Source organism: Bradyrhizobium jicamae (assembly GCF_001440395.1).
GTDB classification, from domain to species: Bacteria; Pseudomonadota; Alphaproteobacteria; order Rhizobiales; family Xanthobacteraceae; genus Bradyrhizobium; species Bradyrhizobium jicamae.
Genome location: NZ_LLXZ01000009.1, coordinates 21,452 through 40,913, shown reverse-complemented (window position 1 = coordinate 40,913; position 19,462 = coordinate 21,452). Strand labels below are relative to the sequence as shown.

Annotated in this window: 17 protein-coding genes; 4 read left to right on the top strand and 13 right to left on the bottom strand. The window is 56.0% G+C overall.

Annotation, left to right across the window (positions count from 1 at the left end):
- The 4 genes from CQ12_RS01930 to CQ12_RS01915 form a co-directional block, all read right to left on the bottom strand.
- Window positions 1-325: DUF6641 family protein (locus CQ12_RS01930; RefSeq protein ID WP_057833679.1), on the bottom strand; the 325-nt coding region annotated here is incomplete at its 3' end.
- Window positions 326-474: 149 nt separating this feature from the next.
- Entirely contained in the window at window positions 475-3,300 is a 2,826-nt protein-coding gene (locus tag CQ12_RS01925) for a hypothetical protein (RefSeq protein WP_057833678.1), read from the bottom strand.
- Window positions 3,290-4,294, bottom strand: coding sequence for an SIR2 family protein (locus tag CQ12_RS01920; protein ID WP_057833677.1), 1,005 nt, complete (start codon window positions 4,292-4,294; stop codon window positions 3,290-3,292). Before CQ12_RS01920 ends, CQ12_RS01925 begins: the two co-directional genes overlap by 11 nt.
- 158 nt (window positions 4,295-4,452) lie before the next feature.
- On the bottom strand, window positions 4,453-5,964 hold the full coding sequence (locus CQ12_RS01915; RefSeq protein ID WP_057833676.1) for a PDDEXK family nuclease: 1,512 nt from the start codon (window positions 5,962-5,964) through the stop codon (window positions 4,453-4,455).
- Between the two features lie 349 nt (window positions 5,965-6,313).
- On the opposite strand from CQ12_RS01915, the gene CQ12_RS01910 reads away from it, so the two are divergent.
- A complete protein-coding gene (locus CQ12_RS01910) occupies window positions 6,314-6,898 on the top strand; it encodes a tyrosine-type recombinase/integrase (protein ID WP_057833682.1) in 585 nt (194 codons plus the stop codon).
- 77 nt (window positions 6,899-6,975) lie between these two features.
- Here the strand turns inward: CQ12_RS01910 and CQ12_RS01905 are convergent, their stop codons facing one another.
- Together CQ12_RS01905 and CQ12_RS45865 are read right to left on the bottom strand one after the other, a co-directional pair.
- Window positions 6,976-7,299 carry a YnfA family protein gene (locus CQ12_RS01905; protein WP_057833675.1) on the bottom strand — a complete coding sequence of 108 codons (324 nt, stop codon included), beginning with the start codon at window positions 7,297-7,299 and terminating at the stop codon, window positions 6,976-6,978.
- Window positions 7,300-7,361: 62 nt separating this feature from the next.
- Entirely contained in the window at window positions 7,362-8,084 is a 723-nt protein-coding gene (locus CQ12_RS45865; protein WP_245309686.1) for a hypothetical protein, read from the bottom strand.
- A 103-nt stretch (window positions 8,085-8,187) separates the two neighbouring features.
- On the opposite strand from CQ12_RS45865, the gene CQ12_RS01890 reads away from it, so the two are divergent.
- Window positions 8,188-8,655 (top strand): MerR family transcriptional regulator, encoded by a 468-nt coding sequence (locus CQ12_RS01890; protein ID WP_057833674.1) that lies wholly within the window; start codon window positions 8,188-8,190, stop codon window positions 8,653-8,655.
- A gap of 2,156 nt (window positions 8,656-10,811) precedes the next feature.
- Here CQ12_RS01890 and CQ12_RS01880 read toward each other — a convergent pair.
- From CQ12_RS01880 to CQ12_RS47895, 4 genes are read right to left on the bottom strand one after another with little or no spacing between them, the layout of a single operon-like run.
- Complete coding sequence (locus CQ12_RS01880; protein ID WP_057833672.1) at window positions 10,812-11,498, bottom strand: methyltransferase domain-containing protein; 687 nt, start codon at window positions 11,496-11,498, stop codon at window positions 10,812-10,814.
- Window positions 11,495-13,570, bottom strand: a complete 2,076-nt coding sequence (dcm, locus tag CQ12_RS41650; protein WP_057833671.1) for a DNA (cytosine-5-)-methyltransferase — start codon at window positions 13,568-13,570, stop codon at window positions 11,495-11,497. The genes CQ12_RS01880 and dcm overlap by 4 nt, the downstream gene beginning before the upstream one ends.
- Window positions 13,567-14,589 (bottom strand): hypothetical protein, encoded by a 1,023-nt coding sequence (locus CQ12_RS01870; protein ID WP_057833670.1) that lies wholly within the window; start codon window positions 14,587-14,589, stop codon window positions 13,567-13,569. Before CQ12_RS01870 ends, dcm begins: the two co-directional genes overlap by 4 nt.
- Complete coding sequence (locus tag CQ12_RS47895; RefSeq protein WP_083519080.1) at window positions 14,586-14,846, bottom strand: helix-turn-helix transcriptional regulator; 261 nt, start codon at window positions 14,844-14,846, stop codon at window positions 14,586-14,588. The genes CQ12_RS01870 and CQ12_RS47895 overlap by 4 nt, the downstream gene beginning before the upstream one ends.
- A gap of 116 nt (window positions 14,847-14,962) precedes the next feature.
- Between CQ12_RS47895 and CQ12_RS43255 the strand changes: the two genes are divergently transcribed.
- Entirely contained in the window at window positions 14,963-15,667 is a 705-nt protein-coding gene (locus CQ12_RS43255) for a hypothetical protein (protein WP_157087941.1), read from the top strand.
- Here CQ12_RS43255 and CQ12_RS01865 read toward each other — a convergent pair.
- From CQ12_RS01865 to CQ12_RS01855, 3 genes are all read right to left on the bottom strand, one after another.
- On the bottom strand, window positions 15,662-16,831 hold the full coding sequence (locus CQ12_RS01865; protein WP_057833669.1) for a tyrosine-type recombinase/integrase: 1,170 nt from the start codon (window positions 16,829-16,831) through the stop codon (window positions 15,662-15,664). The genes CQ12_RS43255 and CQ12_RS01865 overlap by 6 nt on opposite strands.
- Before the next feature lie 281 nt (window positions 16,832-17,112).
- Entirely contained in the window at window positions 17,113-17,757 is a 645-nt protein-coding gene (locus tag CQ12_RS01860) for a PP2C family protein-serine/threonine phosphatase (protein ID WP_198164045.1), read from the bottom strand.
- A gap of 300 nt (window positions 17,758-18,057) precedes the next feature.
- Window positions 18,058-18,378, bottom strand: a complete 321-nt coding sequence (locus tag CQ12_RS01855) for a hypothetical protein (protein WP_057833667.1) — start codon at window positions 18,376-18,378, stop codon at window positions 18,058-18,060.
- A 262-nt stretch (window positions 18,379-18,640) separates the two neighbouring features.
- Between CQ12_RS01855 and CQ12_RS01850 the strand changes: the two genes are divergently transcribed.
- A complete protein-coding gene (locus tag CQ12_RS01850; protein WP_057833666.1) occupies window positions 18,641-19,438 on the top strand; it encodes a C-terminal helicase domain-containing protein in 798 nt (265 codons plus the stop codon).
- The last annotated feature ends 24 nt before the right edge of the window (window positions 19,439-19,462 follow it).

The following is a 19,462-nucleotide window of genomic DNA, read 5'->3' as shown; positions in this document are numbered from 1 at the left end:
CGGTCGGAAGCTTGTCCTTGGACGGGACGACGATGCCGGCCTTGCCCTTTTCGAACTCAATGGGCTTGGCCCCGAACTTGATCGACATGACCACCTGACCCGACGGGTCTGTCTTCCACCAGGGCCGGACCGCCTGCTGCTTGGTCGTGGTGTGCCGCTCCCCGTTTACCTTAGTCCATCGCTGGACGGTGCGGACATGGTTGGGGTCGTTCAAGAGTAGCTTCTGCTCCTCCAACTTCGTGATGAATTTGGTCCGGCGCTGCTGGACGGGATCGTTTGTGGTCTTGGGGAGAGCGGTGAACGAGAGTGACTTGAGGACTGGCATTTGAGGTTCTCCGTTGTTGGATAACCTCGCTGATCCTATTCAAGGGCATGACCCTGTACATGCCATGTTGCCAACTCTGCATGCTTGCAGTCCGGAGCAGGTATCCCGTGAACTTCCATATGCCGCCCCTCGGCAATCTGCTGGCTTGCCTACCCAGTCACCAGCTTTCTGTACAGATCGAGCATCCCAGGCAATGAACGTTGGAGTTTTTCTGTGCATCGAATAGCTTCTGCTCGCAACCCAAGCTCCGCGAACCGCTCGATCAAATTCTTTAGCTTGTCATCGAGATCATAGGTTGGTGCATTGGCATTGAGCATTGTCTCCAGCAAGGCCGCGACCCCCGCCGGCTCACTATCGACCATCCTTGCAAGCTCTCCCACCATCTGATCTGTGCTGTGATCGATGTGTGCAAACGGCATCACCGGCATCAGCAGCGACATGGTGCGCTGGTCGAGCTTCCTCACATACGGGCTCAGGCGACTGAGGCGAGCCATAAAATGCTCCGATTTATCGCCACGTTGTTCCCACCACTTCAGGCAGTGTTCCCAGAACCTCAGGACGCTTTCGAGTTGCTGCTCCGTTAGCTTGTCGCGTCTGACTTGCCAGAACAACTCTACCAGCGTCTCGACATCGTCGACTCCTGAGGAAAAGATGGCTTTCACGATCGGGGAAGCCAGCGTCTCGTCGCCCCAAAGGTATGCCAGTCCCACCCATTCAATGACCCGCTCACGGCCGTTCCTGTCCTCAAGCTTTGTCGACAGGGCGTCCGAGAAGACGTTGTGGTGAGCCAGGAGGAGGTAGATCGGCCGGCTCACCTGAGCATAAGCAAGGCCGCCCACCGCAACCTTGAAATTGTTGGGATACTCCTTCGCTGGAAACAGGCGAGCTACATTGGCCTTGAGCCAGTCAAGGCTCAAATAGTGAAGATTGGAAATGTAGGATGCCGACAAGGTCGAGAACTCGAAATTGTCGTCCCGGCATTTATCCAGCTCAGCGTCGAACATCTCCTTGAGCGCTTGCCACACCTCTTCCCGCGGCTGCTTCGCTTTGTCGGCAACGCGGCAGGCTCGAAGCGCGTGGTTATACATGGCGCCGATGACATGGCCCTTATCTGTATTCAGCGAGTAGGTCATGGGATCGGCGAGATCGAGTTTGCCCGCTTCCGCATGCTGGAGCATCGTCTTGATGATCTCCCACCCCTTGGGCAACAGGTCGGCCGGATAGGCAGTCTTGTCGTCGCGCGTTGCCGCTTCGAGGAAACTTGCGATAAGTCCACGCATCCACTCACGGGTAGGGGTCCCATAAGCGCGCTCGTCTTCCTCAACTTTTTCCCAAAAACTGTCTTGGGAAACGGTCTCGCAGAAGAACGCGAGTAGCTTCGGCCACGCGGCCTTCCAGTCGAATTCAGGTTTCTTCTCATTCGAGGGATCGAAGAGCTTCTTGAAGCCCTGGATGAGAGCATGTTGGAACGGGACCTTTGCTCCGTGGAATTCCGATAGCAGCGGCAAGAACGTGTTTGGCTTTGCAGCGACGGCGCCTTCCAATGCCGCCACGAGGCCGCCGAGTGTTGGACCGCGCCACGAGTTACTGGGGTTGAAACCGTTCAATCGTTCGATCAGTGTTCCATCCTCGGCGAAGGCGACCAGCGAGTCGGCTTCATACGGAGCCGGCCCCGGGCCCCAGCGCGTCTCATGGTAGGCGAGAAATTCAGGATGTTCAGTTACTGGCCCAAGCTCCGGCTTGGCGGATAGTTCTGCGAACCACTGTGCCGCCTCAGGCTGATCCTTGATGGCTGAGAGCCACTCCCGTTGCGTGAATTGCAATCGACGTTCCCGATCCTCGCCGCGCGAAGGAATAGGAAGGTTTCGGATAGCGGCTATTACGCCAGCCTTCGCGTGTGGTGACATTTCAGCAAAACGCATCGTCAGCAAGCGATAGAGCTCATGGCGATGACCTGTTGAAAAAAGCGCGGGCGTAAGGTGTGGTTCGAAGGCCTCATGAAGCACGTCGTAGTGCTCACTCACCGTATGAAGCGCAATCCTCCGGATGATCTCGGACTCGTCCTTCAGAGCTTCCGCAATAAACACTCCGGCCTGCGCTGGCGCTGTCTCGACCCATCCTTCCAAAACATCGCGCAATCCTTCGACGAAGCGATTCTCCGGCCCGTAGAAATCGCGGTTTTGCGGATTACTTTCGATCGCGGGCCGCCATAGCGAACTCCCATAGCTGCGCCGGTCGGGGGAATAGACCCGTCTTAAGCCATCCTCGAATAGCCTTGCACCATTGACGCCCGCCTTGCGGCCAAGCTCGCGCGCGTAGGCATCAAGCATTTCCTTGAGCCAATGATCTTCGACAACGGTACCAAGGTCTTCTGACCGCCGTTGCCGCTTGGGGTTCTGTTCAAGGACAAGGCACGCGCCGATCACGGCGCACGCTTTGGCTATGCTTGCCGCCGAACCGTTCTCAAAGAGATGCTTGAGAAAGCCCTTGGTGAGCTCGTGCGGGACGAGCGATCGATCGAATTTGGAAGAGAGCCAAACGGCGACGAGACCTACATCTTCTTCCGTGATGCAGCGTACCGGCAGCAATCCGAAGAACTCGGCAAACTTGTGGTAGGTCCGGAAGTTGTCGCGTGGGTCACCCGTGTCGCTGTCCCTGTAATTCGTGACAGCGCGAATGACGTTCAAAATTTTCTCGGCCAGTGTGTCATCTTTCAACTCCCTGGCGCGGTTGGTCACCACCTGCAGATAGGTGAGCGGAGCCCAGACCGGAATGTGGACGAATTCAGGATTTGCGGACTGAACCGGTCCCAAATTGCTCGCGGGATCGAAAAAGCCCCCCGCTTTCAGCGCGTCGAAAAACTGTTCCGGTTCTGAACGCTTGGATAGAAGCTCGAATCCGTGCCGCGCGAACTCGTCCCCGCGTCGCATCGTGTCGAAGAACGATTCCAGTTTCGATGGTAGGCTAGGGCTCAAGGTAGCTCTCCATCTCCATTTGCACTTGTAGCTCCAGCGGAGCTCTGGCCGGCATCGCCTCTGCAAACGCCTCAAGCACTTCCGTTAGCTGCCCCCAATCGCGCTGATCACGCCGAAACGGGATCAATTCGATATCGCATTGCGCATAGTACTGCGTAAGGCTCCGCATTAATTCATACTCGTGAGCGAAATAGCCCTGCAGCATGAAGTGCCGGGCTTGCGGCCGTTCCGACGGAAACTGCTGCCGAGCCTTCTGAATCACGTACTCGAGGATTTCCAGATCTTCCAACCCATAACCGACAAAAAGGACGGTCTTATGCTGAAATAGTACCTCAAGGAACGTCAGCGTTCGGTTTTCGCGGGTCGGGTCGTCGCTACCTCGATCGTTTGCGTACCGTCGGATATAGTCTCGCGTGGTCATGACCATGCCGGCGGGATCGACCAAGGAGCCGTGGATGTGGAAAACGCAATTCTCCTGGTTGAGGTTAGCCGGGGTGAAGTCCTCGACATTCGCAATCCGGCGTCGCACACGGGGCGTGGCAACAGTGTCTTGAACCGGGCTATCGGTGCTCACTGATAAAGGAGGGTCAAGTATTTCAGTGTCTAGCCAAGCGTCGTAATTGGTCGTGACGAATGTTTTGCTAAGCTTGCCAAGGCTGCGGTAGACGCGGTGTCCGACTGCATTGTTTTGATATCCATCGAAGGGATTGATCAGCTTCTCGTAATCAATCGTCAGCGCATGCTCTGATTCAATAGCGCGCGCAATTGACAGCTTCATGCGCGGAGAGAGGTGTCTAATCTGCTCCATTTGCCCATGATTGAATTTGTTGGCCGTGATGCAAGCCATCAAGGCGCCATCGGCTAACTGCGCCCAGGTCGGGCATCCGGCAAGCCTTGACGCTCCTGCGCCAACGAACGGAATCAGCGTTCCGCGATGCGCCGCTTCGCGCAAGGCCTGCGGGATAACAGGAATGAGCGGAATTCCGTCGCTCATGAATTTGACGTCCGCGTTACTGGTTCATAGTTCATGTGCCGGTTTCGCTGGAGGCGCCCCTGCTTCTAACTAGCTGACTCGCTTAAATTGCTAGGCACTGCCTGCTGACGCGACATCTTCCAGCGTCCGCGCGGTTCAAATGCGGCATTTCCGTCATTCTACCCCTTGTACCGCTCGATTCGCCAATCGTAAGTCTGCTTGAACTCAAACACGTTAATCACGTCAGAGTCGACTAGCTCCTTATCAAGCCGTCGCTCCAGTTGTTCTTTGCGAAATTCCCGATCGGCACCTGCAAAATGTTCGCCTACGGTCGTGCTTTTCACATGCGTGACCTGGAAATACTTGAGAGAATTGTCGCGCGCGCTTTTGAGCATGAAAACGTCGCGCTCTTTGAGAAATGTATATCTTCCATCCATGACGCAAATCTCCCTGATGCCCTCGTTTCCGTTGACAAGGAGACGATGAGTATCGGAATCTAGTTGAACTACGCCGTCAACATGAACTGTCCCAATTGTCGGCGTCGAAAATTCTTCTGGAAAAACTTTGATACGCTTAAACTCTTTTAGCGAAATCCGTTCCGGCTCGCTGTAGCCGTGGCGTACTTCGAGAAAATCGTGTGAGCCGGAAAACGGCCCCTTGTGATTTTGAAAGTCGACGAAGATATGTGGACATCGGTCCGGGGTGATCCCCTTCTCGTCGATCACAAGCATGTCCTCAAATCTTACAAGAGAATTTTTGCAATATTCAGCCTTGTTGCGATTGGGGAGATGATCCCAGAAATCTTCTATCGCGTCACGGAGCTCCCCCTCCTTCTGACGAGCCGTCCAGTCGTCATCGTCAACATGATGAGGCTGAATCAAGGACACCTTCACGGTGAAGTCGAACTCCTTTTTGTCGACATCCAGGTAGGCGTACCAGTGCTGATGCCTCACGATGAGCCCTTGCGGATGGATGCGCCTCGCCTCGAACCGTTTCCAGCGAGGATTCTTATTGAAATCTGGATATTGCTCCTCAAACGGATAGTGTTCGTCATTCGTGTCGCGCAAGAGCACCGGCCAATGCCCCTTGCCTTCGCCCATGATTCGCAGCAGCTTGTTCTTATTGACAACTTTTCCTCTAATCTCTGTTGACCGCGAGCGGCGTCGGGAGACGAGAGAGATGCCGAAGAAGGTAAAAAGTACCCGGTCATTCTTCGGCAGCAGGAGCATTCCTTCAAGCTCCGCCCTTCCCCAAAGGTAGAACTCCATCACTCCTTTTTTTACGAGATCGAACCGAAAAGTATCGTACGACGCTTTCGAAAAATTGGCTGGCGCCGCTAGGATAAATCCGTATGGCGGATCGTTCTCGTCAACTTCGGCGAGGATTGCACTTACTCGCTTAGGTCCAATTTCCTTCTCGCGCTTGCATTGAAATATCCACGTGTTTCCCTGCATCGGATGCAGGGCTGGATCGCTCTCCTCGTCTTCATCGAGAATATCTGACTCAGCCGGTTTTGCTATCCGCTCATAACCGCGAACATCAATACCGTCATCAGAACCACTTCGTCCCGTTGCCTCAATCGATTGCCAGTCCTTAAAATCATTCGCAAGTGCGCGGATCAGATCCTCGAAGCGTTTGGGGTCCAAGTCCTCGAAATGAAACGGACCAATCGTGCGTGTGATTTTCGGCATGGCCTACCTTACCGAGCTTCCTAGCCCAGCGGAAGGCGTCAAGAACGCTGGCCAATGCCTTGCGAAACCCCTTTGGTGGTGGCCCGGCAGCACCGATCCACGATTTCCAAAACGCACGGTAACAGCATCATGAGGGCAATTCGTCGAAGTGCGCCATTTCGCTATCAATCGACAATGTTCGTCTGCATCTGCTTTCACTCAACACTGATGATGGAATTACTCTTCTATAATCAGTCCGTCCAAGCCATTGGACTTCCAACCACTATTTTCCAGTCGGCATGTACGACCACTCCTGACTGATTACATTCCAGCGTCCTGATGCCGATAAATAATCGGTTTGGAGGACGACATGGGATTGGGGAAGCAAGCCAAGACGTTAACGAAGGGCCAAGTCGAGGCTGTCCTGGGTTACTTGGCCAAGACCAGATGGCCGACCCGAAACCAGGTTATCTTCCTGCTCTCAGCAAAGGCCGGACTAAGGGCCAAGGAGATAGCCAGCCTGACCTGGAGGATGGTCACGGATGCCAGGGGCGAGATCGGCCAAGCCATTTATCTGGAGAACGTGGCCAGCAAAGGCCGGTCGGGTCGCGTGATACCGATGAGCGATGAGCTTCGGACAGCTCTCGGCGAATATTCCAAGACGACCGTAATCGTGAGCAACCGTTTTCTGATCGAAAGCGAGCGCTCCGACAGCATGTCGGCTCAGGCCATCGTGAACCTATTCTGGCGATGGTATCACGACATCGGCTTCGACGGATGCTCCAGTCACAGCGGACGCCGGACCTTCATCACCAATAGCGCTAGAAAAATCTCCACCGTTGGCGGATCCCTCCGTGATGTCCAGATGCTTGCTGGGCATTCGAACCTCAGGACCACGCAACGATACATCGAGCCAAATCCGGAGGCGCAGCTGAAAGTCGTGGAGCTGGTCTAGTTGTCTGCCCTTGCTGCGAAAGCGGACATACGCTCAGTTTACCCAGATGTCTGAGAAGGGCCACTAGGCGACATTTATTACCCACGCGGACCCCAAAGAATGATGGCCGCGCCAATTAGGCACACTGAAGCGCCGGCAATGTCCCAGCGATCCGGACGCACGCTCTCGATTATCCAGAGCCAAAAAAGTGACGCGACAATGTAGATGCCGCCGTAGGTGGCATAGGCGCGGCCCGCCGCCTCGGTCTCGACGAATGTCAACAGGTAAGCAAACACGATGAGAGAAAACAGGCCTGGAAGCAGCCACCACATCGGCTTGCCAAGACGCAACCACCCCCAGAACGCAAAGCAACCGGCGATTTCGGCGATCGCCACGCCAACATAGACGACAACAGTTTTCATGGGAGAGGACAGTGTCACAGCATTCGCTGCCGCTCAAGGCAGCGGATTAAATTGATGCGCGGTCACGCCCGCAGCACGCTGATGAGGGATTTCTCAATCAGCGGCCACAACACTGCGACCGTCAATAGCACTGTTGATCCCGCCATCATCACGAGCGTTGACGCGGCCGGTCTACGCCGCGTGTGGCGCGATTGCCAAGCAATCCACCCCCATGCGCCGGCGACGGAGAGAAAGGCAAGCACGGTCACCCACAGATGCATGCTGACGAACCACGCCAACAAAGTTCCGGTGCTGGCGAGCACGGTTGCCGGCAGTGCAAAGGGCAAGACGCAGCATACCCCGCAAGCTACCGCGCCGGTTGAAAGCGTCACCGCCGTGACGCTAGCAGCCTTCGACCCGGGCAGCTCCTCCGCAGGCATCTTCGCCGCCGAGGTCGACGTGTCGCACGAGCATGAAGAAGAGACTATGGGCGCTTTAGCCACAAATTGTTCAAATAGGGCGTCCGCGGCTTCCCATGCTGCTTCGGGCGCGGTGATGGTAAGGCAGATGTCATTACGCGATTCTTGCAACTCGAACGTAAGGAAAGCGCAGCAGCTTTGCTCATTGCGAACCATCTCATGCACCCGAGCGCGCGCTTCGATCGCGTAGTGCAATTCCAACACGAGATCGTGGCGCTCGTGACTGCGGAGCGCGTCTTTGTTCAAGGCGGCGATCCAGGCGAGGCGGTCTTCGTACGCTCCAGGCGCTAGTGTGCAGGCGATAGGGGTGGCCTCAGCGATCGACATGGAAGAATCTCTCCAGAAGGTGATTAGAACCAAGCTTGCACTAACCGTACCTCCTCAAGTAACTAGAGGTTCAAGCGAAAAGATTTGCAGAGAAATCAATACGATGGACGGCCTGAAGATCGGCGCGCTCGCGAAACGAACCGGCACCAACGCCCCTACGATCCGTTATTATGAGGAAATTGGATTGTTGCGGTCGGCCGACCGTCAGGCCGGTGGTCAGCGCGTCTATAGCGATGCCGACGTGAAACGGCTGACCTTTATCCGCCGCTGCCGCGAGTTTGGCTTCTCGATCGAGCAGGTGCGTTCACTGGTGGAGTTGATGCAGGACCCCACACAGTCCTGCGTTCATGCCCGCGACCTTGCACAGGAGCACTTGATCGCGGTGCGGGCTAAGCTGGCAGAACTCAAGGCATTGGAGCGCAGTATCGCAGCCTTCGTCGCGAGCTGCGACGCATCATGTGCGGGCGGCCCGGGACCCGAATGCGTGATCCTTGATGACCTCTCGAAGAGGCGTGTAGAGGTGCCCAGCACTTCAAAAGGACGCCGCTCGCCTTGCGGGACTTGTTCGTAGCTGCAGCCAAAGTCCGGAAGGTCATTTGCGGAAGTCAGGCGAATGCTCGGCCGACGTCTCGTACGCAGTGAGCAGACATCAATATGATTGGCCGTGAAAATCTTAATAATGGGCCGTCGGCACCGAACGAGGCCCGGGGGTAGCCGATTTAGGGACCCCCTCAAGGAGAACGCCCGCGACCAAGAGTTTGCGTCGGCTCCTAAAAGACACTCTTGGCATGTCCGATGAGGATTCGACGCGTCGAAATAAAAGCTTGGCGCCCATCCGAGTTGTGCCGGAAACTACCCTAAATATTCTACATCTCAGTATCGGCGCACCCATGACAGCGCCCCACGCCCTTCCGAACAGGTGAGTACGCGTGGAAATCCCGGTGGGCTGAGACACTGGTCGGAGCATCCGGTCATTGTGACATGGATGGAATTTCTTGGACAATGAACGACCAAAGCAGGCACGGTCGCTAAACTAAGCCTGGCGAGAGATGGAAAAGCTTTAAACCGTCAAGGGTGGCATGATCGTCGGATCGGTCTTGCCGAGACCCTGCGTAGACAAGCAGAAGGTAAACAGGGACTCACCGCACTGCCGGTCCCGACCACGATAGTGGTTCTTCTGATCCGGTGATACCGAAAGCCGTAATACGCACGGATCATTTTGCTGGATAGCAAAGTGATGTCTTCAGCCGCAGCCGCACGTATCTTGTTGATGATTGCTTCCGCACACGAGGCATCCCGTTCAGACAAAATCCCAACTACGCCGAAGGGCGCTCACCCGAACGAAGTGAGGGGGAGAGGTGATACAATCATAGCCTCTCACCAATATCGTAGATCAAACGCTCGATTTGCAGCAGTGCTAAAAACGGGGACGCCGATCATATGGACCGTGTATCCGGGGCCTGGCGACTTGGAGTCGAGCGTAGTAACTCAAATCGCGCTCTATCACCTGCTTGAACATCTCTTCGAAATCCAATCCATCAAGGTGAGCGCTCAGAAACTCCGCTCTCGCTACGGGAGAAAGGTACGCCGAGGCTCGTCCACCACTAGCATCCGGGTTGAGTCGCCAGAGTGCGCTCTTGTTGAGTTGCGGAGTATCGTCCGCCTCGTCACAACCAAAATCGAAGTAAACCGGTACGCGGCTAGCGCCCCAGTCGCGCAAGAGGGCACTCTCGCTTCGTAGACTGGAATACATAGGAAGTTTGGAGTAGACGCCTAGCGGTCCGCGAAGCGTCGCAAAGAATCGCGCCTTATCCTGCGCTCACGTCTTAGACGGTGGATGACCCAGACCATTCTTCGGATAAAATCGTTCTCGTGACTCCCGCTCGTCCTGATTCAGAATGGAGTGCTGAAATTCCAGCACTAAGCCCTTCTCGGTTTTTACGTCGGCGCGATGGATTTCACCAGTTATCGAGGTATGACTGATTTCCTGCCAATCCTCGGGGAAGCAGTTTTTCCAAGTGCGATGCCATTCCGTCTCGGGTTCCCACCAAGGATCGCAGGTACGAATTCCTTGATGGGCTCAATGCGGTACTCTGACATGGCCGCACTTTGCGATTACGATAGCTCCACAATCTGGACATCCGCCCAGCAACCCACGCTGCGCCTCGCGACGCATTCCATCAACAGCGGCAAATTTCATTTGATTTCTCCTCATGACCAATCAACACCCTATCGACGTTCGATAGAGCCGCTATTCGAGACGCACGCGAAAACGCATCAGCTTTTCGTTGCTGGTTCTTGCTTCTCGTCAGCGTTGGCGAGAGGATCTCTGTCGCCGGTTGTAGAATAGCGACTGTTGCGCCGCCTTATGCCGTCGATCGTCAGAATATTGCGTAGATCTAGGATGAGTCGACGATTGCGCAGTGGATGCTTACGACGTTCGCAATAAGGCAGCCGGGGAAGGCCGCTTACGTCAGATTTGAATCGATCTGCATCGCGGGGTGGGGGTAGCCGATTTAGGATCCCCCTCAAGGAGAACGCTGGCGACCAAGAGTTTTTCGTTGGAATCTGAAAGCTAACACTGCTTGCTTGTACCGATGACTCAATCTGGCGATGCCACAAACCAGCAGGGAAATTGAGGGTTTTACCGAGTAAAAATCGTACGCATGGCGGACAATTTCCTACGGGAAGCCTCTTTGGAATGAGGCTATTGTCAACCGCGGGCCCTTATTTTAGCGCCAGAAATGCGGCGAATGGTGCTTCACCCCAAATCCTTTCCATCTCGGTAAATCCCGCTTCCCTAAGGGCCCCTCGCAGTTCGGCCTCACTCATGCAGGTCATCTGTCCGCGCAGCTGGCGTTCCTTGACGAGGATCTGCTCGGCCGTAAAGCCGCGCTCCAATTTGTAATCATAGTAGGAAAAAGTCACAGCGTCTTGCAGCCTTGGTGTCTCGGCCAAAGTTTTCTCCGCGATCATGAACGCGCCCCCTTCAACCAGACTATCATGGATGCGGCGCAGCAAAGCTCGTTTGTCCATCGGCGGAATGAACTGCACGATGAACTGGCCTATGATTAGAGAAGCGTTCTCCAGCGGCAATACGCGCGCATCCCCGGTTTCGAACCGCAGGCCCGACGCTCGACGTTTGCGCCACAGCGGCTCAAAGCCCGGTTCGCAATCGATCCCGATGTACCTCACGCCGTTCCGCGAGGAACTGTTCACGCGGCTGATTTTCGCCAACGTCCGGCCCGAAGAGCAGCCGAGGTCATACACGGTCGTATGGGGTTGAACGAATCGCCGCGAGTCCCGCAGAATCCGACTAACCAGATTGGCATAGCCCGGGATCGAATCTTTGATGTGCCGATCAAACGTCACGGCGTGTTCTCCAAACGAGAAATCTCTAATGGGCTTGGTCATTTCTTGGCCTTTGCGTAGGGAAGTAGGATTTTCCGGTAGATGCTTTCGGCGATCGCCTCGGTGATAAATGGCGGCACCATGCGGCAAATTCGTTCGGCCGCTTGGCCAAGTGTGCCCGTGAGCACGAAAGCGTCGGGCAGGCCGGTTAGACGTTTGAGTTCGGGTATCGTGAACTTGCGGTCGTATTCAGGGTGAATAGCGCCGGCTAGCCCACTCGGCTGTTGCCCCGTGACTGTCAGCGTCGGTGCGGGGAGGTCGAAGGAACACCTAGTGAGCGTATAGTTGCGTGTGACCGATTGACCGATGTGATTGGGACGCAACAGACGAGGCGGATTCTTTGGTAGCCTTGCGGCTGCTGTCGCGATCGTGGTTATTTGTGCGGAGGTCAGCCAAGGGCGAACGTCTTCGGCCGACTGCTCAAGCCCAGCGAAGGCGTCTCGAATCGTCACGCCGGTATGCGTCGGATTCGGAAAAAGCAGCGACGCTCCGAACTCGCTCGTGACCCCGACAACTTCGGCGACGTCCTTCCTGATGCCAAGGACGAACAATCGACGGCGCTTCTGCGGCACGCCGTAGTCGTTCGCGGACAGCACTCGCGAGGTTACCACGTACTCTGTACTCAACATCCCGAGCAAGCTTTCGAAAATTGCCTTTCCGCGCGAGGCGAGAGCAGGGACGTTTTCCATCACGATGACTTTGGGCCGAGCGATCAGCGCGAATCTGGCGAACTCAAAAGGAAGCAGCGAGATATCCTTTTGCGCCCGATCCGAGTACGCCTTCAGCATGCCGGGCTCGGTCGGTCCGTTTCCGGCGGTACTGAATTCGGAACAGGGTGGCGATCCGTCCAGTATGTCCAGCTCGCCCGCGCCCAGGCCAACCAACGCCAGGAAGGCGAGGATGTCCGCGGGATAGCGAATGATGTCTCGGATGTCCCGGGTATCGACAACCGTTTCCGGGAAGTTCTTCGAATAATTGCGAGCGGCTTCCGCGACGAATTCATTGATTGCCCTGATGTTGCCGCCCGCCAACCGATATCCCATCGAAGACCCGCCGCCACCCGCGAACAGGGAAATCACCGTAAAACAGTTGCGCAGCGATGCCTTGCGTACGTCGGCCATTGATGGGCGACGAACGTTAGTGCCTCGCGCTTCGATGACGGTGGCTTTCCGCAGTGGCGGCACCGTGGTCAGTTCTTCCAGATACTGATCTGGATTCTCGCGCACTTCCGCGGCCCAACGCTCGCAGAGTGCGCTCACCGTCGTGTATGCCTTTTCGAACCGATTGATCGCTGGATCGTCGATTAGAGTCCTAAACAGCTTATGGACTCCGCCGCCCTTCTGAAGCTTGACGCCCTTGGCGATCAGTCCCGAAGGAAGGCGAGCAAAAGCGTCGGCGAAAATCTCCCGGATGAAGGGTTTTTCGATAGACGACAACTCGTCATGGGAAAACCGACGGAAGAACTTGCGGACCGATTTTGCCGTGGAGGGATCGATCAGGCGCTTACCAAGCGCCGATGCAATTCGGTTGGCGAACCAGAACGTATCGGGAGAATTCATTGAATCGGACCTGGCATACTTTGCAGCACGAGAGGCGTCGAAGTGGGCCTTGAGTTCGGCGTCGGAGTAGCCCGCCCGCTTAAGCCTGGAGATTTCCAGGATATCTTCTCGGGTGTTGCCGTAGTGATCGTCAAAATTCCAACCGGTAAAGATATCGGTCTCCAAGATGGCCGGTATCAAGTGCGCAATCGGATACGTGACCTCGAACTGGGTCTTCTTTGAGCAGCCGTGTTCGATCGCCAACCGCAGAAAAGCCGACCTCAAACCGGCGGTTGGCACTTGGACGACCCGAAGCGGCCAGTCCATGTGGCGGGCTATCGCTTCTGCGGCTGGACGCTCAGAAGAGGGAACCCCGTCCAGTTCGTATGTATAGGCAACAACCTTCTTGCCGACCTCCTCGCAGACGAAACCGACCACGAAGCTGTCGGCACCTCCAGACAGCATAAGGCCGACGTGGCTGGCAGAGCTTCGCGCCAGAACCTCGGCCCGGAGAATATTGCGCAGATTTTCAATCATCGGACGCTCGGCTTTTCGATCCAGTTTTCGTCGCCGATGAGCGTCGACCAGCCGCTGGCTCGTGCGTCAGCGAACAGCTGACACTTGACGTCGCAGCCAGGAAAAAAGAACTCGGCCAGCTTGAGGACGCTGCCTGCATCTGACGGAAAGGCAGTCAAAAGCTCAGGTCGGAAACCACCGCGTTTGGCGACAACGATGACGTCAAGATCGGTGATTTCTGGTTGGTTCGGGGCGGTGCCGAAAAACAGGTGGTCGGGCCCGTCAAAACCCAGGAGCGGCATGAACTCGCGTTCGAAGGTGCCAAGCGCCAGTATAGGGACAATCGCCACCAGCCCCGCGTTGTCAGCCGGTTGAGGCCGGCGGAGACATTGATCCAGCGTGTCGATGCTCGCATAGTCGCTCGCGAACGACCGCACGCTTTGCGTCGTAAAGCGGACCGCGAAGAGCTGAGCCGCGAAACCATCAACCGTTACTGGCGCGACAGGTTCCGGTGTTGTATCGGGCGCCTTTAACGCGGCGCGCATCTTGAGCACGTCTTCGCGCGCTATATCGGAATATGCAGCCAGCTCGGCCTTTGCTCGCTCGCAGCCGACCTCTTCGACCAAGAGGCAGATCTGGTAAATGATCGAGTAATGCGCAGGCAACAGGCACAAAACGGACGGTTGCAAGAGGGTCTCGGCATTGCGACCGATCTTTCCCAGCATCGCGAGCTTGCCATTGGCCTTTAGGCGCGCGAGTACATCATTTTCAGAGAACACTCGTTTGGCGACTAAGCGCGCCAGGAAGACATCGAGCTTCTCGGGGTCTTTGGCAAAGAAATTCAGCCCCCGGACAAGGAGCGCGCAAGCCTGAACGAGGGACTTCGCAGCGTTGACCCAATGATCAGCAACCCGATCGGCGGCATCAACTGCATCCGACTCAGTAACGTACGAGTGTGATTCCATAGCCGTGCCGCCCTGCACTAAAGCGTCATCAGTGCGCTGGGGTTGCCCCGCGGCATCGTTGTTCGCGAAGATCATGACCGGTCCCCACTCTTGGTGGCCAAACCGGCTCTCGGAATCCCCTCCTCGATCAGCTTACGAATGTCTTCGTCTCGCCAGACGGTCAGGCGGCCCCCGAGGGACAATGGCGCTGGAAAACGACCGGACTTAACTCCTGCCCACCAAGTGGAGCGGGAAACCGGTATCGGGCCGTTCGGACCGATGATAGAAATCAGTCGGCGCAGCTTGGATGTAGGCGCTGCGTCTTCTTTGATTTTGGTCAGCGAAGTGCTCATGTAGTCCTCCGACGTCAAGAAATTGCGGTGTCATGCTCGAAAGCATGGAGACGCATACTCGTTCGCTTGATGCCCAGGGGAACTACACGGCAAACCGTGTTAGGAGCGTGTGATCCGTGTTTAATCGGCTTTTGGAGTTTGTTTGGACTCGGCATTCCCACTATGAAATTGTCGAGCCATGCGGGTTTACAGGTGACGACGGTAAGCGTTGGGAATTTGGGCGTCGGATAATTACAACTGCCGAATCCGGCGACGAGTATTATCCACTCAAGAGATATCCCGATCTCTATCGGGTCTTTGCTAACGTCAAAAGCGAGCAAGCTTTATTTGAATTTGTGGGGCATTACGGACCGTTGACAGACGAGGGGCTCACGCGCTCGTCGGCTAAGCCCCATTTCACCAGCAGCGTTTTGCTGATGAATGGAAGAAAATTGGCCGAGTTTGTTTATGTGCCCGGAGATCAAATCGATCGATGTTTGAAGGAAGCTGCTTGGTGCGCTCACATTTTGCGATATCACGCAAAAAAGTCGCCCCAGCTGCAAGCGCTGATTCAGGAATTGGGAGTGAAATCGCCTCTTTGCGCGATGGATATCGAGGCAGATCCGGTGGATGGCGTTCGGATGAGCCTTCGACCCAAGTGCTTGCTTGACGCGCTAAAACTACAATTGCTTGACAGCATCAGTCGTGGGGTAAACACTTTCGCATGTGACGCTTGCGACAATTTGTTCAGCAGAAAGTCGGGCGCAAAGTATTGCAGCGATAAGTGCAAGGATGACTATAACAACGCGAGGCGAAGAGTAGCGAATCGTAAAGGACTATGAGGATAGAAAATTGTTCCAGTCTTCCATTAGTTGCCGACGCTTTTCGAAGAGATCTCCGCGGCGATAAGCGGCCTCTGTCTTGTCCTTTATTGAATGCGCGAGCGCCATTTCACAAACTTCTCGCGGAAAGTTTGTGCATTCGGAAGCCCAGTCACGAAACGCGGATCGGAAGCCGTGAGCTGTAAAGGTTGCTCCCAGTCGGCGTAGTAACATCAAAAAAATCATATTGGACATAGGCTCGTCGACCTGGCGGCCCGGAAAAATCAACCCGGAATCGCCGCCAATCTCGCGAGCTGTCTCCAGCAGGCCCAAGGAACGCTTAGCCAGAGGAACTCGGTGCTCTCGACCGACCTTCATCCGTGCGGCTGGGATCGTCCAGATTGCTTTGTCGAGGTCAATCTCCGTCCAATCGGCTCTTAAAACCTCGTTGGTCCTTGCGGCCGTAAGGATCAAAAATTCGAAACCCAGACGCGCAAACTGACTTGTCGGCACCTCGGGGAGCTTCTTGACGAACCCAGGCACTTCAGAATACGGCATCGCTGCGAAATGACCGCGCTTTTCGGACTGACGCGGAAGACCCTTGTTGACACTGTCAACTGGATTGTCACCGGTTCGAAACCCGGACGCTTTCGACCAGTCGAGAACGATGGCTATGCGCCGACGAATGCGTCGGGCGGTTTCTGGCTTGGAGAGCCAAATCGGGGATAAGGCGCGAAGGACGTCAGCCGTTTCGATTTGGTCAACGCGCTTCTCGCCCATGATCGGGAAGACGTATGTCGTGAGGGTGTTGATCCACGCTGAAGCGTGCTTTTCATTTTTCCAGCCCCCACGGTGCTGTTCAAGGGTGGAGCGCGCAGCATCAGCAAACGTCGGAACGACTTTGGCGCGACGTTTCGCTTCGACCGGGTTGCCGCCGTCCCTTGCAAGCCGACGATATTCAAGTGCCTTGACTCGAGCCTCAGCTAGAGACACCAAACGCAGCCCACCGAGACCGATGTCGCGGCGCTTACCTTGCACCACCGTCCGAAGCACCCAGCGCTTAGCACCGGACGGATCGACAACGAGATACAAGCCATTGCCGTCGCCATACCGGCCTGGGGCGGCTAAGCTGTTCACTCGAACAGAAGTTAAAGCTTTTTGGGGGTGACGTCCGACCGGCTTCATGCCACATTCCATACCACAAAAATTTTTGGATTTCGCGGGATTTGGTCGGACTTGGTCGGACGACGAAAGTTGTTAACAGCCTGAGGCTATTAGCCTAACTGGACTTTCTAGGCTCTGCTCGGACTTAAAGTAAAAGGCCTCCCTCTCCGCCATACAGGCCGAAAAGTCCTGATTTTTCCGTGCTTCCTGAACTTGGCTGTTCGGTGGCCCATATCCTGGCCCATACTCCTGTTGAGACGAAGCTAGTGCGCTCTTATCTCCGAGTGAGTTAGCTCCTGCCTTTACGAGGGGCAGGGTGTGTCCGAATGGCGAGTCACGATTAGGGAAATGTTGTCTCTGGCGCCCGAACTGAAGGCCTTGGCGGCGAGCCTGCGGGCGACCTGAAGTGGATCCGTGGCCGTCCCTAAGATATGCCTAATCGCCTGATTTGGAACCATGTCGGTGAGGCCATCGGTGCAAAGCAGCAAGGTCTCTCCAGATGCAAGTGGCGGGTCGACGGAGATGTGGGGTTCGATCGCGACGGGAAGCGAAGTGCCGCCGAGCGCCTGACTGAGGACATGGGAGCGGCGAGGATAGAAGGTGTTGTTCCGGCCTTCGGGCACATCGTCGTAGCTGAGCTGTACCAGTTGGCCTGCGCTGAACAAGTAGCAGCGGCTGTCACCAACATTGAATGTGATTAGCCGTTCGGCTGTCAGAACGGCTCCCACCAGGGTGGTGCCCATACCGAGTGCTTCTTCGCGCTCATGCAGGAGCTCAAACAGCTGTTGATTGGCTTCCTCGATGACTCCGGCGCAGGAGGCTGGATCTGAAAGCCGATCAATAGCTGCAACGAGATAATCGAGAACAGCTGGACTGGCCATCGCGCCTTGCGCGTGCCCACCCATGCCGTCCGCGATCATCAGGAGGCAGCTGCCTTCCGATGCCATCATCACTTGCCGGTGTATTCATGTCACCGGTCAGGATTCGAGCATCGGCCGCAATAGAGTCCTCATTTTCTGCGCGCACCCGACCGCGATGGGTGAATGCAGCTATGGTCCAGCCCGTCATTTGAATGGCGCTTGCTGCTCTGATGATCAAAGACAATTGGACCGACTGTCCAAATAGTTCAGTTCCTCCGTCTCGCATCAACTCCGATAGTGTGCGTCGGAACAAACGATAAATGTACGGGGGTTAGCCCAAATTTGTTAGCCATCCTCGCTATCGTGAGCTCTTGTCGCAGGCGTCGATCAGCATACACGATAAAACGGCACGCTCGGTCCGCCCGGGCCGATCATGCAACGTCGGCGCTGTCTTTGTGCCTTCCTGTCGATGAATGCGACGTCGTACGACGTGATGAAGTCTGCATCCAACATGGGATCATAGCGATCGATCAGGACTGCGGTATTTGGTGCGAGCTGTTCGATCGCCAGCGAGGTACGCGTCGTTGCAAGTGGCGTCTTGCCGGTGGCGTCTGGTGTGCTCATCGACAGCTTGATCGTGAGGCCTACTGTACCGATTTCGATGTCGCGCATGGCTTGGTCAGTCTTGTTGCACAGATAGACCGGCATCAGGTTAGCGGCGCCGCAATCTGGAAAAAATAGCGTGATTTCGGCGGGAGCGTTCTCAGGGGCTAGGATGATGTAGCCTCGGTCGCGCCAAAGCTGCGAAGCTGGATCCCGGTCGATGTGTCGTCAAGGCCCTCGGTCCTCAAGGCGATCGAATCGTTCGTGTCCTGGTACGACCGAACCGATCCGAACCAGCCGAACGACAAGAAATTTCTCGGGCAGCTCACGTGTAAGAACGCAGCTTCACGCCGCCAAGCACGATGCCGTGGCAGAACGCATTCGTGACATCGTGGCTGCAGGCGAAAAGGTCGTCGTCTTCACGTGCTACAGCGCCGGAATTGAACGCCATAGGAAGGTCTGGGCCGATGCCGCGGTTACGATCACAGGTAGCGATAGCGTTGCGGCGCGACAGGAGGCGGTCGATCGCTTCCAGGACGATCCGGACGTGAAGGTCGCCCTGTGCAACATCATTGCCGGCGGGGTGGGTATTACGCTGACGGCTGCCAATCACGTTCTGTTCCAAGACCTGGACTGGGTGCCCGCCAATCACACCCAGGCCGAGGATCGCTGCTATCGTCTCGCCCAGACAAGGAGCGTAACGGTGGAGTATTTTCAGGCAGCCAATTCACTCGACAGGTACATCGCCGAACTTCTAGCCCAGAAAATGGAGCTGATTACGGCCGTCGAAGGTGACGAACTGCCAGACGCATCCATTCTGGACGACTTGCAAAACGGCTTGCGCGCGCTGGCGCCGGCCCTGATGGAGGAGGTCCGCCTTGCGCGCAGTGGCGGGCCGTCGGTAGCAACCGTCAAAGCACTGGCCGAGTCGCTTCCAGCACGGCGCACCAGGGAGTCCGAGATCGAACGGTCCGGTTCGTGGGAATTCGTAAGTTCACGCAACCCGAACGAGCTCTATCGCGTGACGTTCGGAAGGGCCGGGCATCTGGATTGCAGTTGCAAGGGTTTTGAGTTTCGGGGCAATTGCAAACACGTTCGGGAGGTGCGTGCCAACCTTTTGGCGCATCTTCAGCCGATACATCACGCCGCTCGCGACGACTACTGAACGGCGCCAAGGGCGTTACAGGCG